Raw genomic sequence first — 16,630 nt, 5'->3', positions numbered from 1 at the left:
GACAAGCTCAGGGCGAACGGGAAACCGGGCGTGCTTACCGCGTGATCGCGCCGACATTGGGCAGTGTCGCCTCATCGGCGCGCGGCATCTTGCCGAACAGCGCGCGGTCAGCCGGGCCGAATGCCCAGCGCCACAGCACGAACAGATAGACCGCCGCGATCGCCGGGATGCCGAGGATCACCTCGGCCCATTCGAGGCTGTGCGGCAGCATCGCGAAGCATCCCCCAACGACGACCGCCGCCAGCGCCGCCCACAATAACGCCCAGCGCAATGGCGATACCGGCGCGTGCAGCAACCGACCAAGCACCCGCGCTTTCACCACAGAGGTCAGCGCGACGCTCAGCATCAGCGCCACCGCCGGCCCCGCCGCCTGAAACGCGATCGGCCAGCCAAGCGCGCGCATCGCGAGGATCAGCGCGAAGCTCAACACCACCTGAAAAGTCAGCATCGCGGCGGAAATCATCAGATTGCGATGCCGCGCCAGATAGACGAGCGCGGATTCGCATACCGCCCCGGTCGACGCGAGCACCTCCGCGGTGAGCAGGAAGGCGAGCGCCGCCGTCCCCGCGACGAATTGCGGCCCCACGATCCCCATCACCGCCTCGCCGGGGATCGACCCCATCAGCGCAAGGCCCACCTGCGCGGCGATGATCCAGAACGCCACCTGCCGCACCTGCGCCGCGATCGCCGCGCGATTGCCGCTCGCGAGATTGCGGGTGATTACCGGCCCGAGGATCGGATCGAACGAGGTTTTCAGCTTCTGCGGCAGCGAGGCGACCTGCTGCGCCATATAATAGATGCCGACGATCTTCGGCTCGAACATCACGCCGAGGATGAAACGATCGACGTTGCGCGTCCCCCATTCCAGCGCGTCGGCGCCGGCGAGCGGCACGTTGCGCCGCGCCAGCGCGAACAATTCGCTGAGATGCGGGGACCAGCCGCGCGGCAGCCCGTAGCTGCGGATGAACGGAACGAGGCTCGCGGTCAGCGCCGCGATCATCGACGAGACATAGGCGAGCACCAGCCCGTCGCGCGTCGTGAAGAACGAGAAAACCCATGCCGCGATCGAGATCGTCCACGGCTCCACCACCGCGCGCGCCGTCACGGTCGCGCGCACGTTCAGCCGATAGGCGAGCGCGGCAAGGCTGATATCCGACCAAGCGATCGCCAGGATGATAAGCGGCAGATAGCGATCGAGCCCGGTGACGAAGCTGTTGGGATACATCACCTCGGGAAACACCCACAGCACCGCGCTCGCCGCGAGGCTGAGGATGCCGCCAAGCACCATCGCATCCCATACGACATGGACATGCGGGCGATCGGTCGTCGCCAGCGCCTGCGCCAGCCCGCGTTTCAGCCCCAGCGTAGAAACCAGCGCCGCCAGTTCCACCACCACGACGGCAATGGCGAAACGCCCGACGAGATCGGGGCCATAGAGCCGCCCGGCGATGAACAGGAAGGGAATGCGCGCCAGCAGCCGCAGGATGAAGCCCGCGACATTGGTTCGCCCGCCCTTGGCAAGCGTGGCGAGGTCTTCCGACGATTCACTCATTGCCGGCGCTCCCGGCGCCTGCGATCGGTCAATGCGCAGTCCCCCAGCTTTCACCGACACCGATCTCCACCGCGAGCGGCACGTCGAGCGTCACCACCGGCTCGGCGGCGGTCGCCATCACGCGCTCGATCACCGGGCGCGCGGCATCCACCTCGCCCGCGGGAAGCTCGAACACCAGTTCGTCATGCACCTGAAGCAGCATCCGCGTGCCGGTCAGCCCCGCCGCCGCCAGCGCCGGCTCCATCCGCGCCATCGCGCGCTTGATGATGTCCGCCGACGTTCCTTGAATCGGCGCGTTGATCGCCGCGCGCTCGGCGCCCTGTCGTTCGTGCTGCACCTTGGATTTGATGCGCGGGAAATGCGTCTTGCGGCCAAACAGCGTTTCGGTGAAGCCGCGTTCGCGCACATGGGTCAGCGTTTCGGCGATATAACGGTTGATGCCGGGAAAGCGCTCGAAATAGCGATCAATCATCGCCTGCGCTTCATCCGGCGTCACATCGAGCCGCCCGGCAAGGCCCCAGCGGCTGATGCCATAGAGGATCGCGAAGTTGATCGTCTTGGCGCGCGCGCGGGTGTCGCGGTTCAGCTCGCCGAACAATTCCTGCGCGGTCATCGCGTGAATGTCGTCACCGCGCGCGAACGCCGCCTTGAGCGCGGGCACATCGGCCATGTGCGCGGCGAGGCGCAATTCGATCTGCGAATAGTCCGCCGCGAGGATGACATTGCCCGGTTCGGCGACAAAGGCGTCGCGGATCTGGCGCCCCGTTTCGGTGCGGATCGGGATATTCTGAAGGTTGGGATCGGTGGACGAGAGCCGCCCGGTCTGCGCGCCGGTCAGGCTGTAGCTGGTGTGGACACGGCCCGTCCCGGCGTGAATCTGCTCCTGCAACGTATCGGTATAGGTGTTCTTGAGCTTGGTGAGCTGCCGCCAGTCGAGCACGCGCGCCGCGATCTCGGCGCCGGGCGATTCCTTGTCGGCGGCGATCCGCTCCATCTCGTTCACATCGGTGGAATAAACGCCGGACTTGCCCTTGCGCCCGCCCTTGATCCCCATCCGCTCGAACAGCACATCGCCAAGCTGCTTGGGGCTGCCGATCGTAAAGCTCCCGCCGGCGAGGCCATGGATCGTCGTTTCAAGCTCCGCGATCCCGGTATCGAAGCCACGGCTCAATTGCGCCAGCCGCTCGCGATCGACCTTGATGCCATGCCGCTCCATCCGCGCGATCACCGGAATGAGCGGGCGATCGACCATCTCATAGATGCGCGTCGCGCCTTCCATGGGCAGCCGGGCGCGGAATCGCCGCCACAGCCTTAACGTCACATCGGCATCCTCCGCCGCGTAGCGCGTGGCGGTCTTGAGGTCGATCTCGTTGAAGCCGAGCTGCTTTTTCCCCGTGCCGACCACATCCTTGTACGCGATGCAGGTGTGCGACAGATGCGTCACCGCCAGTTCGTCCATGCCGTGCCCGTGCAGCCCGGCATCGAGATCGAAGCTCATCACGATCGAATCGTCATAAGGCGCAACATAAATGCCCAGCCGCGCCAGCACGGTCAGATCATATTTCAGATTGTGCCCGATCTTGAGCACGCCGGCATCCTCGAACAACGGCCCCAGCTTCGCCAGTGCCGCCGCGCGCGCGATCTGCACCGGCTTTTCGGCGAACATGTCGCTGCCGCCATGCGCGAGCGGGATATAACAGGCGCGATTGGGGGCTAGCGCCATGCTGATGCCGACCAGTTCGGCGAGCATCGGGTCTTTCGCGGTCGTCTCGGTGTCGATCGCGACATAGCCCTGATGCCGCGCCTCGGCGATCCAGCGATCGAGAACCGCTTCGTCCGTCACCGTTTCATAGGCGTCGTGATCGCATGGCGGCTCGGCTTCGAGCGGGATCGCGGCAGGCGTCGCGGGCGCGGGCGCATCGGCCTTCTGGCCGAGCTTGCCGAGCAGCGTCTTGAACCCGTGATGTTCGAGAAACGCGCGCAGCGGCGCTTCGGGGATGCCGTTCAGCGCCAGATCGTCGAGCGGCTCGGGCAGCGGCACATCGCTCGCCAGCTCGACCAATTGGCGGCTCAGCCGCGCCATATCGGCATGTTCGATCAGATTGTCGCGCAGCTTGCCCGGCTTCATCCCCGGCGCGGCAGCGAGCACGGCTTCGACATCGCCATATTCGTTGATGAGCTTGGCGGCGGTCTTGGGGCCGACACCGGGAACCCCCGGCACGTTATCCACGCTGTCGCCCATCAGCGCCAGCACCTCGCCGAGCTTGTCCGGGCCGACGCCGAATTTCTCGATCACCGCCTCCGGCCCGATCCGGCGATCCTTCATCGTATCGAGCATGTCGATGCCCGGTTCGGTCAGCAATTGCATCAGATCCTTGTCGGAGCTGATTACCGTCACCTGCCAGCCCTGCGCCAGCGCGGCCTTGGCATAAGAGGCGATCAGATCGTCCGCCTCCCACCCCTGCTCCTCGATGCACGGCAGCGAGAAGGCGCGCGTCGCATCGCGGATCATCGGGAATTGCGGCACAAGGTCTTCCGGCGCGGGCGGGCGCTGCGCCTTGTATTTATCGTACATCTCGTTGCGGAAAGTGTGCCCCGATTTGTCGAGGATCACCGCCAGATGGGTCGGGCCATCGGCCTGATGCAGCTCGTTGGCGAGCTTCCACAGCATCGTCGTATAGCCATAGACCGCGCCGGCAGGTTCGCCATGCCGGTTGGTGAGCTTTGGCAGGACGTGATAAGCGCGGAAGATATAGCCCGAGCCATCGACGAGATAGAGGTGCGGCATCGGCGCGGGATAGCCCGGATCGCGCGGCGGACCAATCCCGCATGTCACATCGGCGGGTTGGGCGGCGACAAAAAGTTCGGGCTGGCTAACCCTCAGCTTCCCGGCGCGTCGTCGTCGGTCGAGGCGAGCGCGCGATTATCGGTGCGATAGCCGGTCAGCGCGCTCGCCGCCGCCTGGATCAGCAATTGCCGTTCGTGCATCGGGCGCGTCGTGTCACCGATCATCACCGCGATCGCGTAGCGCCGGCCATCGGGCGCGGTGAGCAGGCCGACATCGTTGAAGCCGGCGTTGCGGCGGCCAAGCTCCTGCCCCGTCCCCGTCTTGTGCTGGATCGACCAGCCCGGCGGCAGCGCCGCGCGAAGCCGCGCCCGCCCGGTGACGGATGCCCCCATCGTGCTCAGCAGATAGCGCGTCGATGTTTCGGACAGCAGTTCGCCGCGCGCCAGCCGGGCCAGCGCATCGGCGATGGCGAGCGGCGCCGCGCCATCGGGCGGATCGGCGATATAGGCTTCAAGCGCCGCCGCGCGCACATCGGGCGAAAGCCGCGAACGGGCGATTTCGAAACTGTTGCCGAGCGAATAACTCTGCTGCCAGGTCAGCCCCGCCGTTTTCGACTGGAGCAGCCGCTCGCCAGGGCCGAAACGGATATCGCCAAGCTGCTTGCGCTCGACGAAGGCGCGCACCGCGCTCGGGCCGCCGACCAGCGACAGCAGGCGATCGTTGGCGGTATTGTCGCTCTGCGTCAGCGCGCGGGCCAGCAAGGCGCCAACCGTGGTCTGATAGCCAGACGGCTTCACCAGCGAGGCGATCGGCTGATGGAACAGCGTGAGATCAGCCGGGTAGAGCGTCACCGGATCATCGAGCTTCAACCGCCCGGAATCGCGCTGATCGAGCACGGTCATCGCGACCCACAATTTGCTCACGCTCTGCTGCGGCATCCGGCGGCGGCCACCCGCCTCCACCGTCCATCCTTCATCCACCGCGCGGATCGCGACGCCGGCAATGCCGGGGAAGCCCCGCACCAGCGCATCGACGCGCTCGACCAGCGCGCGCGGCGGATCGTTGCGGCGCGGCGTCATCACGCGCGGCACGGGGAGCGACACGACATAGGCGGGGGCGGCGACATAGGATGGCGCCATCGCGACGCCGCTCGCGCCGGGCCGCGTGCCCGAGCCGCAGGCGGCCAGCGCCAGCGCCAGCGTCCCCAGCCCTGCCATCAACCACCGTACCGACGAACCCGTCATGCCGAAAATATGCCCACCCGACCCGAAGATCAGGTTAAACCCGATCCCGGCATCGAAAGAAAACATGGGCTTGCCACAATCGCGATGAACCGCGCCTGATGCGCGACGGATTCCCGCATTCCCGCTGAAATCCCGGCGCTGGCCCACGCACCTTTCCCTTCGGTCCATCCCTGACGGGCGGCGGGGCGAGTAAACCGGATCAACCGCCCCGTGCCGCGGGCGCCATCATGGCACGAGAATCGTGTCGCGCGCCGCGGGCAAGGTTTCGGGCCAGTCGATCGTATAATGCAGCCCGCGGCTTTCGCGCCGCTGCAACGCGGAACGCACGATCAGATCGGCGGTCTGGAGCAGGTTGCGCAGCTCGATCAGATCGGGCGTGACGCGGAAATGCCCGTAATAATCGCCCACCTCGTCGGTCAGCAGCTTGATGCGGTGCGCGGCGCGCTCCAGCCGCTTGGTGCTGCGCACGATGCCGACGTAATTCCACATGAAGCGGCGGATCTCGGTCCAGTTCTGCTTGATGACGACTTCCTCGTCGGAATCGGTGACGCGGCTTTCATCCCATGGGCGGATCGCGGGCACAGGCGCGAAGCCATCCCAATTGGCCGCGATATGCTTCGCCGCCGCTTCGCCGAACACGAAGCATTCGAGCAGTGAATTGGACGCGAGCCGGTTCGCGCCGTGCAGGCCGGATTGGGTGCACTCGCCCGCCGCGTAAAGGCCGGGCAGATCGGTGCGCCCGTCACGGTCGATCACGATCCCGCCGCAGGTGTAATGCTGCGCGGGCACCACCGGGATCGGCTGCGTCGTCATGTCGATGCCGAGGCCAAGCAGCTTTTCGTAGATATTGGGGAAATGCCCGCGCACGAAATCAGCGGGCTGGTGGCTGATATCGAGATGGACGTAATCGAGCCCCAGCCGCTTGATCTCATGGTCGATCGCGCGCGCCACCACGTCGCGCGGGGCAAGCTCCGCGCGGGAATCGAAATCGGGCATGAAGCGATAACCCGTCTCGGGAATCCGCAGTTGCCCGCCCTCGCCGCGCACTGCCTCGGTGATGAGGAAGTTCTTGACCTCCAGATTGTAGAGGCAGGTCGGGTGGAATTGCATGAATTCCATGTTCGATATGCGGCACCCCGCGCGCCACGCCATCGCGATCCCGTCGCCGGTCGCGCCGCGCGGCGCGGTGGAGAACAGATAGGTGCGCCCCGCGCCGCCGGTGGCGAGGATCGTCGCGCGCGCGGTATAGAGGTTGACGCGGCCCGTGCCGCGATCGGCGGCATAGACGCCCCACACATTGCCCGCGCCGGAATAACGCTCCTCATGCCGGCTGGTGGCGAGATCAATCGCCACCTGATCGGGAACGAGCGTGATATTGGGATGCTTTTCCGCCGCGCGCTGCAACGCTTCCTGCACCGCCCAGCCGGTCGCGTCGTCGACATGGACGATGCGGCGGTGCGAATGGCCGCCCTCGCGCGTCAGGTGCAGCGCATCGCCCTCGGTCGCGAAGGGGACGCCCAATGCCTGCAAGCGCTGGATCGCGGCGGGAGCATTCTCCACCACAAACTCGACGGTGGCGCGATCGTTGAGGCCGGCGCCCGCGATCATCGTGTCCTCGATATGGCTTTCGAACGTGTCGCCCGGCTCCAGCACCGCCGCGATCCCGCCCTGCGCCCAGGCGGTAGAGCCTTCGTTGAGCGCGCCCTTCGCCAGCACCGTCACCCTGAAGCGATCGGCGAGGTTGAGCGCGGCGGTAAGCCCCGCGGCGCCGGAACCGACGATGAGGATGTCGCTGGTTGCGTGAACAGGCTGGGTCATGCGCGCCCTGTTGCACGAAAGTTGCGCCGCGCGACAAGAGCCACCCCGTCATTCCCGCGAAGGCGGGAATCCATTCGCGCCGACACGGGTTATGGATTCCCGCCTTCGCGGGAATGACGACGGGGGAGGCAGGTGACGTCGCCGCGCAAACCCGATACCCCTGCCCCCGCATGATCGAAGCCGAATTCATCGCCGCGCTGCGCCGCCTGCCGCTCCACCCCGGCGCGCTCGGGCTGGCCGATGATACCGCGCGGCTCGGCGGGTTCATCCTCACCACCGATACATTGGTGGAGGGCGTGCATTTCCTCCCCGGCGATCCGGCGGAGGATGTCGCGTGGAAGCTGCTCGCGACCAACCTCTCCGATTTGGCCGCCAAGGGCGCGCGCCCCGAAGCCGTGCTGCTCAACCATCCGCTCGGCGACGATCGCTGGGATCGCGCGTTCCTCGCCGGGCTGGGGGCGGCGCTCGCGGCATTCGATTGCGCGCTGCTCGGCGGCGACACGGTATCGCTGCCGCCCGGCGCGCCGCGCGTGCTGACGCTCACCGCGATCGGCGCTGACGCCATTGCGCCGGCGCGAAGCGGCGCGCGGCCGGGCGACGATCTGTGGGTCACCGGCACGATCGGCGATGCGGGCGCCGGGCTTGCCATCGCGCGCGGCGCGGACGGCCCCGCCGCGCTGCTCGCCGCCTATCGCCGCCCGCGCCCGCACCTCAGCGAAGGGCGGCTGCTCGCGCCCCATGTCCATGCGATGATGGACGTGTCCGACGGCCTTCTGATCGACGCGTGGCGGATGGCGGCGGCAAGCGGCTGCGCGGTGACGATCGACCTCGCGCAAGTGCCGCTATCGCCCGATTATCGCGTGTTCGGGGGCGACGCCCTCGCCGCCGCGACTGCGGGCGACGATTATCAATTGCTGTTCGCCGCGGCGCCCGGCGCGCCGATCCCCGCGCCCGCGACGCGCATCGGGCGGTTCGCGGAAGGGGCCGGCCTCGCGCTCACCGACGGCGATCGCGCGGTGCCGCTTCCCCCGCGTCTCGGCTTCGAACACCGCGCCTGACGCGGGGCGGCTTGCGCGCGCGCCGGGCGCTCTATACGCCTTCGCCCTAACCGCGCTTTTTCAAGGGCAAAAGCCTTCGGCGCGGGAGAACAGAATAGGGGAAGGAATGCGATGACGACCGTCACTATCGCCATCCTCTGCGGCGTTCTGGCCGTAGTCTATGGCTTCGTCACCAGCAGGCAGGTGCTCAGCGCCTCGCCGGGCAACGAACGAATGCAGGATATCGCGGCCGCCATTCAGGAAGGCGCGAAAGCCTATCTGGCGCGGCAATATACCACCATCGCCATCGTCGGCGTGATCGTCGCGGTGATCCTCGCGGCAACGCTTGGCCTCACCTCCACCACCGGATTCGTCATCGGTGCGATCCTGTCGGGCGTGGCGGGCTTCGTCGGCATGAACATCTCGGTGCGCGCCAACGTCCGCACGGCGGAGGCCGCGCGCGGCTCGTTGCAGGGCGCGCTCACGCTCGCGTTCCGCTCCGGCGCCGTCACCGGGCTGCTCGTCGCGGGGCTGGGGCTGCTCGCGATCGCATCCTTCTTCTGGTATCTCACCGGCCCGGCGGGCCATGCGCCGAACGATCGCGTGCTCGTCGAATCGCTCACCGCGCTCGCCTTTGGCGCCTCGCTGATCTCGATCTTCGCGCGCCTGGGCGGCGGCATCTTCACCAAGGCGGCGGATGTTGGCGCCGATCTCGTCGGCAAGGTGGAAGCCGGCATCCCGGAAGACGATCCCCGCAACCCGGCGGTGATCGCCGATAACGTCGGCGACAATGTCGGCGATTGCGCAGGGATGGCCGCCGATCTGTTCGAAACCTATGTCGTGACGCTGGGCGTGACGATGGTGTCGATCGCGCTGCTGATCCATGCCGACACGGCTGAACTGACGCAGCTGATGACGCTGCCGCTGATGGTAGGCGGCGTGTGCATCATCACCTCGATCATCGGCACCTATATGGTGCGGCTCGGCAGCGGCGGCTCGATCATGGGCGCGCTGTACAAGGGCTTCGGCACCTCGGCGCTCTTGTCGATCCCGGCAATCTGGTTCGCCACCAAATACACGTTGGGCGACATGAACGCGCCGATCGGCGCCTCGGCCTTCCTCGATCGCTCGGGCGACGCGCTGGGCGGCGATCTCACCGCGCCGGTCGCCCCGGTGGCGGCGGGTGCCGGCTTCACCGGCATGGACCTGTTCTGGTGCATGATGATCGGCCTTACGGTGACCGCGCTGATCGTGTGGATCACCGAATATTACACCGGCACCAATTATCGCCCGGTGAAGGCGATCGCCAGGGCATCGGAGACGGGGCACGGCACCAACGTGATCCAGGGCCTCGCCGTCAGCCTTGAGGCGACCGCGCTGCCCACGCTGGTGATCGTGATCGCGGTTATCGCGGCCTATAAGTTCGCCGGGATCATCGGCATCGCCTTTGGCGCCACCTCGATGCTGGCGCTCGCCGGGATGGTCGTGGCGCTCGACGCTTACGGCCCGGTCACCGACAATGCCGGCGGCATCGCGGAAATGGCCGGCCTGCCCGATGATGTGCGCCGCAAGACCGACGCGCTCGATGCGGTGGGCAACACCACCAAGGCCGTCACCAAGGGTTATGCGATCGGCTCGGCGGGGCTTGCCGCCTTGGTGCTGTTCGGCGCCTATACCACCGATCTGCAAACCTATTTCCCGGATACGCAGGTCGATTTCGATCTGTCCAACCCCTATGTCATCGTCGGGCTGTTGCTCGGCGCGCTGCTGCCCTATCTGTTCGGCGCGTTCGGGATGACGGCGGTGGGCCGCGCGGCGGGCAGCGTGGTGGAGGAAGTGCGCGGTCAGTTCCGCGACAATCCCGGCATCATGGAAGGGACAAGCCGGCCCAATTACGGCCGCACCGTCGATCTCGTCACCCGTGCGGCGATCCGTGAGATGATCGTGCCGTCGCTGCTGCCGGTGCTGTCGCCGATCGTGCTCTATTTCGTCGTCACCGGCGTGGAGAATCAGGCGGCGGGCTTCGCGGCGCTGGGCGCGATGCTGCTCGGCGTGATCGTCTCCGGGCTGTTCGTCGCGCTTTCGATGACGAGCGGCGGCGGCGCATGGGATAATGCCAAGAAATATATCGAAGACGGGCATTACGGCGGCAAGGGATCGGAAGCGCACAAGGCCGCCGTCACCGGCGATACCGTGGGCGATCCGTACAAGGACACCGCCGGCCCGGCGGTGAACCCGATGATTAAGATCACCAATATCGTGGCGCTGCTGCTGCTCGCCGCGCTGGCTGGTCACGTCGCGGGCTGAATCCGGCTTTGTCCGGAGATGTCCCTTGCGGGATATCTCCGGATGCGGCACCAGCCCACTGCCCCGCCCGGCCTCCCATCAGCATCATGTTCGGGAGGCCGGGCGGGGGAGCGGCTGGCGCCACACTTCCCATAGCAGCGCCTTTCCGCTAAGGGCGCGCGCGCCCTCCATTCCCGAAAGACAGTTGTTTGGCCAAAGAAGAACTCCTCGAAATGCGCGGCCAGGTGGTCGAGCTGCTGCCCAACGCGATGTTCCGCGTCCGGCTTGAGAACGATCACGAAATCCTCGGCCACACCGCCGGCAAGATGCGCAAGAACCGCATCCGCGTGCTGGTGGGCGATGAAGTGCTGGTCGAGCTGACCCCTTATGACCTGACCAAGGGGCGCATCACCTATCGCTTCATGCCCGGTCGCGGCGGCCCCGGCCCGCAATAAGGCGCGGACGGGCCTATGCCCTCCGATCAGGCTCCGGTCCTCGTTCTCGCATCCGCGTCGCCCCGGCGGCGCGATCTGCTGGCGCGCATCGGCGTGGTGCCGGCGCGCATCGTCGCGCCCGATGTCGACGAGACGCCGCTCAAGGGCGAGCGCCCGCGCGATTATGTCCGCCGCGTCGCCGCCGCCAAGGCCAATGCGGTCGAGCGAACGCCGGGCGAGGTGATCCTCGCCGCCGACACGACGATCGCGGTCGGGCGGCGGATACTCGGCAAGCCCGCCGATGCGGGCGAACTGCGCTGGATGCTCGGGCTGCTGGCGGGGCGCCGCCACCATTGCCTGTCGTCGGTCGCGGTGATCGACGCCGCGGGCCGGCTGCGCGAGCAGCTTTCCGATACGTTGGTGGTGTTCAAGCCGCTCTCCACCGCCGAGATCGACGCTTATGTCGCCGGCGGCGAGGGGATGGGCAAGGCGGGCGGCTATGCCATCCAGGGCCATGCCGAAACCTGGGTGCGCCGCCTCGACGGCTCGCATTCCGGCGTCGTCGGCCTGCCGCTTTACGAAACCGCCGCGCTGCTGCGCACGGCGGGCATCCGCCTTGGCTGAATGGCTGTTTGAAGACGGCATTGGCGAGGCGCGCGCCGCGCTGATCGCGGATGATCGCATCCTGCGCGCCCGGATCGAGCGCGACGATACCGGCCCACGGCTGGGCGCGGTCTATACCGCGCAACTGTTCGAGCCGGGCCTCGTGCGCTTCCCCGACGGCACCACCGCGACGCTCACGCGCACGCCGCCCGGCCTGACGCTCGGCGCGCGGCTGAATGTCGAGGTAACGCGTGAGGCGCTGCCCGAGACGGGCCGCCTCAAGCCTCCCCGCGTCATCGCCACCGATGCCGCCCCGCGCGAAGCCCCCGCGCTGCGCGACACCCTCGAAGGCCCCGTGCGGGTGCTCCGCGCGCACGAGCCGGACGCGCTGGAGGCGGCGGGCTGGTCCGAACTGCTCGATGAGGCACTGACCGGCGACATCGCCTTCCCCGGCGGCGCGCTGCGCATGTCGCCAACCCCGGCGATGACCCTGTTCGACGTTGACGGCGATGGCCCGCTCGACGCGCTCGCCGAACGCGCGGCGGCTGCGGTGGCGTCGGCGATCGTGCGCCACGGGGTGGGCGGCTCGATCGGCATCGACTTCCCCACCATCCAGGGCAAGGAGGCACGCCAACGGGTCGCCGCCGCGATCGACGCGGGGCTGCCCCAGCCGTTCGAGCGCACCGCGATGAACGGCTTCGGCTTCCTGCAGATCGTGCGCCCGCGCCCGCGCGCGTCACTCCCCGAACTGCTCCGCGCCGATCCGATCGGCAGCGCCGCGCGCGCCGCGCTGCGCCAGATCGAGCGGACGCCGCCCGGCGCGCCCAACAGCCACCGCCTCCCGCCCGCCGTCACCGCGCGAATCGAATCACGCGCGGATTGGCTCGCCGAACTGGTGCGCCGCACCGGGCGCACCCCCATATTGCAATGATGACGAAAGCCACCTGCCCCATCTGCCGCCGCCCCACCGCGCCCGGATATGCCCCGTTTTGCAGCCGTGGCTGCAAGGATCGCGATCTGCTGCAATGGCTGGGTGAAGGATATCGCCTGCCCGGTTCGACGATCGCGCCGAACGGGCTGGACAGCGGCAAAGACCCCGACTAGAGAGCGCGGCTCCGGCGTTCGTCGGTTATGCCCAGGTAGCTCAGTTGGTAGAGCATGCGACTGAAAATCGCAGTGTCGGCGGTTCGATCCCGTCCCTGGGCACCACCCCTTTTCCCGGATGATGCCTCCCCATCGGCGCGCAGCGAATTGCACGCCTGGGGCTGACGCATTCCGGTCAGGTCGAGCCGAAAATGGTGGTTTCTCATGACCCGCAAGCGCAGCGTACCAAAGGTACGTGAGCACCGGCAAAGCGCGGGAAACCGCCATTTGCAGGCCGGCATGGGCTGAATGTCGCGCCGGCCCCAGGCGCTCAGCCGCGCTTCGCTTTCGCCCCCGCCAGCGCAGACAGCACGCCGCGCAGCGTGCGCACTTCCTGGCTCGACCAGCCGGGCTTGGTCAGCAGGGTGCGCAGCGTCCGCCGGGTCGCAGGCGTGCGATCGGGCGGGAAATAGAAATTCGCGTCCTCCAGCATCCGATCGAGCTGGCCGATCATCCCTTCCAGTTCCTCGTGCGGCGCGGGCGGCGCCAGATCGGTGGTCGGCGGGCTCGCCAGCGCCTCTCCCTTCGACCATTCATAGGCGACGAGAATCACCGCCTGCGCGAGGTTGAGGCTGCCGAATTCGGGATTGATCGGCACGGTCACAATCTTGCGCGCCAGCGCCACGTCATCGGTTTCAAGGCCCGAACGCTCCGGCCCGAACAGGATGGCGGAACGCTCGCGCGCGCCGTGCATTTCCCGCGCGGCGATCTCGGGCGTCACCACCGGCTTGGTCACGCCGCGCTTGCGCACCGTGGTGGCATAGACATGCGCGCAATCCGCCACCGCATCGGCCACGCTGTCGAACAATTGCGCGCGCTCCAGCACGATATCCGCGCCCGAAGCGGCGGGACCGGCCAGCGGATTGGGCCAGCCGTCGCGCGGGGAGACGAGCCGCATCTCGGCCAGCCCGAAATTGAGCATCGCGCGCGCCGCCTTGCCGATATTCTGGGCAAGTTGCGGGCGAACCAGAACGATCACCGGCGGCTGCGACATGGTCACTCGCGCCCCGCTTCCTCGACGTTGCCGGCGAACTCCTCGAAATCGCGTGCTTCGTTGAAATCGCGATAGACCGAGGCGAAGCGGATATAGGCGACCGAATCGAGCACCTTCAGCCCCTCCATCACCATTTCGCCGATCCGCTTCGAGGTGACTTCGCCGTCGCCGCTGGTTTCAAGCTGGCGCTGGATGCCCGAAACGAGCCGCTCGATCGCGACACTATCCACCGGGCGCTTGCGCGCGGCGACGCCGATCGAGCGGACCAGCTTCTCGCGCTCGAACGGCTCGCGGCGATCCTGGCTCTTGATGACGACAAGCTCGCGCAACTGGATGCGTTCGAACGTGGTGAAGCGCGCGGCGCACCCCTCGCACTGGCGCCGCCGGCGGATCGCCGCGCCGTCATCGGTGGGGCGGCTGTCCTTCACCTGGCTCGCGTCATGGCCGCAGAACGGGCAGCGCATCGGGCTTGATTCCTCACGATGAAACGGGAACGGCCCGCTCTCCCGCCGGCTTTCCCACAGCTTGCGCCGAATGGGAAGTCAGGCAGGAGCTGGATGCGGCGCCGGCCCGTTCCCCCACCCCGCCTCCCATTCAAGATACTGACGTGGGAGGCGGGGCAGGGAAGCAGGCCGGCACCGGCTGCGGATTCAGCGACGACAGAATCCGGAAACTATTTCTTGTCGCGCCTCGCATAAGCGACGCCCGCGCCGACGATCGCGCCAAGCACCGGGCCGACGAAAGGCAGGGGGATCGCCAGCACCGCGCCGACCGCGCCGTATTTCGCCATCTTCTTGCCCAGACCCGGCGTGTTCTTCACATTGGCCTGCACTTCGTCGATCTTCGACATGTCATCCCTCACTGATAGATGGGGAAACGAGCGCATAGCGCGCGAACTCGTTCCCTGACATGCGCCTCCACCTGTGCATCGCCCGCTTCGCCGTTCTTCGCGAGGCCATCGAGCACGTCGGCCACCATGTTGCCGATCTCGCGGAATTCCGCCGTGCCGAAGCCGCGCGTCGTGCCCGCGGGGGAGCCGACGCGGATGCCGCTGGTCTTCACCGGGGGCAGCGGATCGTTGGGGATGCCGTTCTTGTTGCAGGTGATGCCGGCGCGCTCCAGCGCCTCGTCGGCATCCTTGCCGGTCACGCCGAGCGGGGTGAGGTCGATCAGCGCGAGATGCGTGTCGGTGCCGCCGGAAACCACCGCGGCGCCGCGCTCCGCCAGCGTCGCCGCCAGCACCTTGGCATTCTCGATGATCGCGGCGGCATAGGTGCGGAATTCGGGGCGCAGCGCCTCGCCGAACGCCACCGCCTTGGCCGCGATCACATGCATCAGCGGGCCGCCCTGAAGCCCTGGGAACACCGCCGAATTGATCTTCTTCGCGATGCCCTCGTCATTGGTGAACACCGCGCCGCCACGCGGGCCGCGCAACGTCTTGTGGGTGGTGGTGGTGACGACATGCGCATGGGCGAAGGGGCTCGGGTGAACCCCGCCCGCCACCAGCCCGGCGAAATGCGCCATATCGACCATGAAGAACGCGCCGACCTCATCGGCGATCGCGCGGAATTTCGCGAAGTCGATCTGGCGCGGATAGGCCGATCCGCCGGCGATGATGAGCTTGGGCTTGTGCTCGCGCGCCTTGGCGGCAACCTCGTCGAAGTCGATCAGATGCGTTTTGGCATCGACGCCGTAATGCACCGCGTTGAACCATTTGCCCGACATCGCGGCGCGCGCGCCGTGCGTCAGGTGGCCGCCCGCATCGAGCGACAGGCCCATGATCGTGTCGCCGGGCTTGGCGAGCGCGAGCATCACCGCGCCATTGGCCTGCGCGCCCGAATGCGGCTGGACGTTGGCGAACGCGCAGCCGAACAATTCCTTCGCGCGGTCGATCGCGAGCTGCTCCACCTCGTCGGACGGGTGGCAGCCCTGATAATAACGCTTGCCCGGATAGCCTTCGGCATATTTGTTGGTGAAGACGCTGCCCTGCGCCTCCAGCACCGCGCGCGAGACGATATTCTCGCTGGCGATCAGTTCGATCTGGGTCTGCTCGCGGGTGAGTTCGTGCGTGACGCCGGCGAACACCGCCGGATCAGCGTCCGCAAGATTGCGGGTGAAGAAGCCATCGGGCTGCACGTCGTGGAGAGAGGCGGGGTTCGTGCTCATGCTGGCTCCTTCGGGTTGGGGGCGGCACCGGCACCGCCAGTAACACTAAGCATATCGACGCGGTGCTGGTGGCGCCCACCGGCGAATTCGGTCGAGAGAAACGCATCGAGGCAGGCCTTGGCCATTTCCGGCCCCACCAGCCGCGCGCCCATCGCGATCGCATTGGCATCATTATGGGTACGCGCGAGGCTCGCGGAAAGCGGCTCGCTGACGAGCGCGCAGCGGCACGCCGGATTGCGGTTCGCCGCGATCGCGATGCCGATGCCCGATCCGCACAGCGCGACGCCGCGATCCGCGCGCCCATCCGCCAGCGCGGCGCCGATGGCATAGCCATAATCGGGATAATCGACGCTCGCGCCGCCATCGGTGCCGAGATCGAGCACGTCGTGCCCGCCCTCGCGCAGCCACGCCGCGAGCGCGGTCTTCAACTCGACGGCGGCGTGATCGGACGCGATGGCGATGCGCATCGTGGGCGCTTCCTTCAAAGGCGATGGACGAATGCCCGCGCCTTTAGCCGCGCCGCCGCGCGATTGCCACCGTTGAAGAAAGGAAACCGCGCGCGCTG

Annotated in this window: 15 protein-coding genes and 1 tRNA gene; 7 read left to right on the top strand and 9 right to left on the bottom strand. The window is 67.4% G+C overall.

Annotated elements, in window-relative coordinates; translation table 11 throughout:
* Positions 1–34: 34 nt before the first annotated feature.
* From Q0316_RS18265 to nadB, 4 genes are all read right to left on the bottom strand, one after another.
* Positions 35–1,552, bottom strand: a complete 1,518-nt coding sequence (locus Q0316_RS18265) for an oligosaccharide flippase family protein (RefSeq protein ID WP_298675041.1) — start codon at positions 1,550–1,552, stop codon at positions 35–37.
* A 28-nt stretch (positions 1,553–1,580) separates the two neighbouring features.
* Positions 1,581–4,340 carry a DNA polymerase I gene (gene polA / locus Q0316_RS18260; RefSeq protein WP_298675336.1) on the bottom strand — a complete coding sequence of 920 codons (2,760 nt, stop codon included), beginning with the start codon at positions 4,338–4,340 and terminating at the stop codon, positions 1,581–1,583.
* A 92-nt stretch (positions 4,341–4,432) separates the two neighbouring features.
* Positions 4,433–5,557, bottom strand: coding sequence for a serine hydrolase (locus Q0316_RS18255; RefSeq protein WP_298675038.1), 1,125 nt, complete (start codon positions 5,555–5,557; stop codon positions 4,433–4,435).
* A 252-nt stretch (positions 5,558–5,809) separates the two neighbouring features.
* A complete protein-coding gene (nadB, locus tag Q0316_RS18250) occupies positions 5,810–7,402 on the bottom strand; it encodes an L-aspartate oxidase (RefSeq protein WP_298675034.1) in 1,593 nt (530 codons plus the stop codon).
* A 170-nt stretch (positions 7,403–7,572) separates the two neighbouring features.
* Between nadB and thiL the strand changes: the two genes are divergently transcribed.
* From thiL to Q0316_RS18215, 7 genes are all read left to right on the top strand, one after another.
* The gene (thiL, locus tag Q0316_RS18245) at positions 7,573–8,460 is read left to right on the top strand and encodes a thiamine-phosphate kinase (RefSeq protein WP_298675031.1); all 888 of its coding nucleotides are present in this window, start codon (positions 7,573–7,575) and stop codon (positions 8,458–8,460) included.
* Positions 8,461–8,571: 111 nt separating this feature from the next.
* A complete protein-coding gene (locus Q0316_RS18240) occupies positions 8,572–10,746 on the top strand; it encodes a sodium-translocating pyrophosphatase (protein WP_298675029.1) in 2,175 nt (724 codons plus the stop codon).
* A gap of 188 nt (positions 10,747–10,934) precedes the next feature.
* The gene (gene infA / locus Q0316_RS18235) at positions 10,935–11,180 is read left to right on the top strand and encodes a translation initiation factor IF-1 (protein WP_026325702.1); all 246 of its coding nucleotides are present in this window, start codon (positions 10,935–10,937) and stop codon (positions 11,178–11,180) included.
* A 15-nt stretch (positions 11,181–11,195) separates the two neighbouring features.
* Entirely contained in the window at positions 11,196–11,783 is a 588-nt protein-coding gene (locus Q0316_RS18230) for a nucleoside triphosphate pyrophosphatase (RefSeq protein WP_298675025.1), read from the top strand.
* Entirely contained in the window at positions 11,776–12,693 is a 918-nt protein-coding gene (locus Q0316_RS18225; RefSeq protein WP_298675023.1) for a ribonuclease, read from the top strand. The genes Q0316_RS18230 and Q0316_RS18225 overlap by 8 nt, the downstream gene beginning before the upstream one ends.
* Positions 12,690–12,866 (top strand): DNA gyrase inhibitor YacG, encoded by a 177-nt coding sequence (locus Q0316_RS18220; protein WP_298675020.1) that lies wholly within the window; start codon positions 12,690–12,692, stop codon positions 12,864–12,866. The genes Q0316_RS18225 and Q0316_RS18220 overlap by 4 nt, the downstream gene beginning before the upstream one ends.
* A 29-nt stretch (positions 12,867–12,895) precedes the next feature.
* Positions 12,896–12,971, top strand: a tRNA-Phe gene (locus Q0316_RS18215).
* Between the two features lie 205 nt (positions 12,972–13,176).
* On the opposite strand, the gene Q0316_RS18210 is transcribed toward Q0316_RS18215, so the two are convergent.
* From Q0316_RS18210 to rpiB, 5 genes are all read right to left on the bottom strand, one after another.
* Entirely contained in the window at positions 13,177–13,899 is a 723-nt protein-coding gene (locus tag Q0316_RS18210; RefSeq protein WP_298675017.1) for an RNA methyltransferase, read from the bottom strand.
* 2 nt (positions 13,900–13,901) lie between these two features.
* Entirely contained in the window at positions 13,902–14,363 is a 462-nt protein-coding gene (gene nrdR, locus Q0316_RS18205; protein ID WP_298675014.1) for a transcriptional regulator NrdR, read from the bottom strand.
* Positions 14,364–14,572: 209 nt separating this feature from the next.
* Complete coding sequence (locus Q0316_RS18200) at positions 14,573–14,749, bottom strand: hypothetical protein (RefSeq protein ID WP_298675011.1); 177 nt, start codon at positions 14,747–14,749, stop codon at positions 14,573–14,575.
* A gap of 8 nt (positions 14,750–14,757) precedes the next feature.
* The gene (gene glyA / locus Q0316_RS18195) at positions 14,758–16,065 is read right to left on the bottom strand and encodes a serine hydroxymethyltransferase (protein ID WP_298675007.1); all 1,308 of its coding nucleotides are present in this window, start codon (positions 16,063–16,065) and stop codon (positions 14,758–14,760) included.
* Positions 16,062–16,532 carry a ribose 5-phosphate isomerase B gene (rpiB, locus tag Q0316_RS18190; protein ID WP_298675004.1) on the bottom strand — a complete coding sequence of 157 codons (471 nt, stop codon included), beginning with the start codon at positions 16,530–16,532 and terminating at the stop codon, positions 16,062–16,064. The genes glyA and rpiB overlap by 4 nt, the downstream gene beginning before the upstream one ends.
* Between the last annotated feature and the right edge of the window lie 98 nt (positions 16,533–16,630).

Origin of the sequence: uncultured Sphingomonas sp., assembly GCF_937871615.1 — a bacterium.
Classification (GTDB): Bacteria; Pseudomonadota; Alphaproteobacteria; order Sphingomonadales; family Sphingomonadaceae; genus Sphingomonas.
This window is presented reverse-complemented; position numbering and strand designations above follow the sequence as displayed.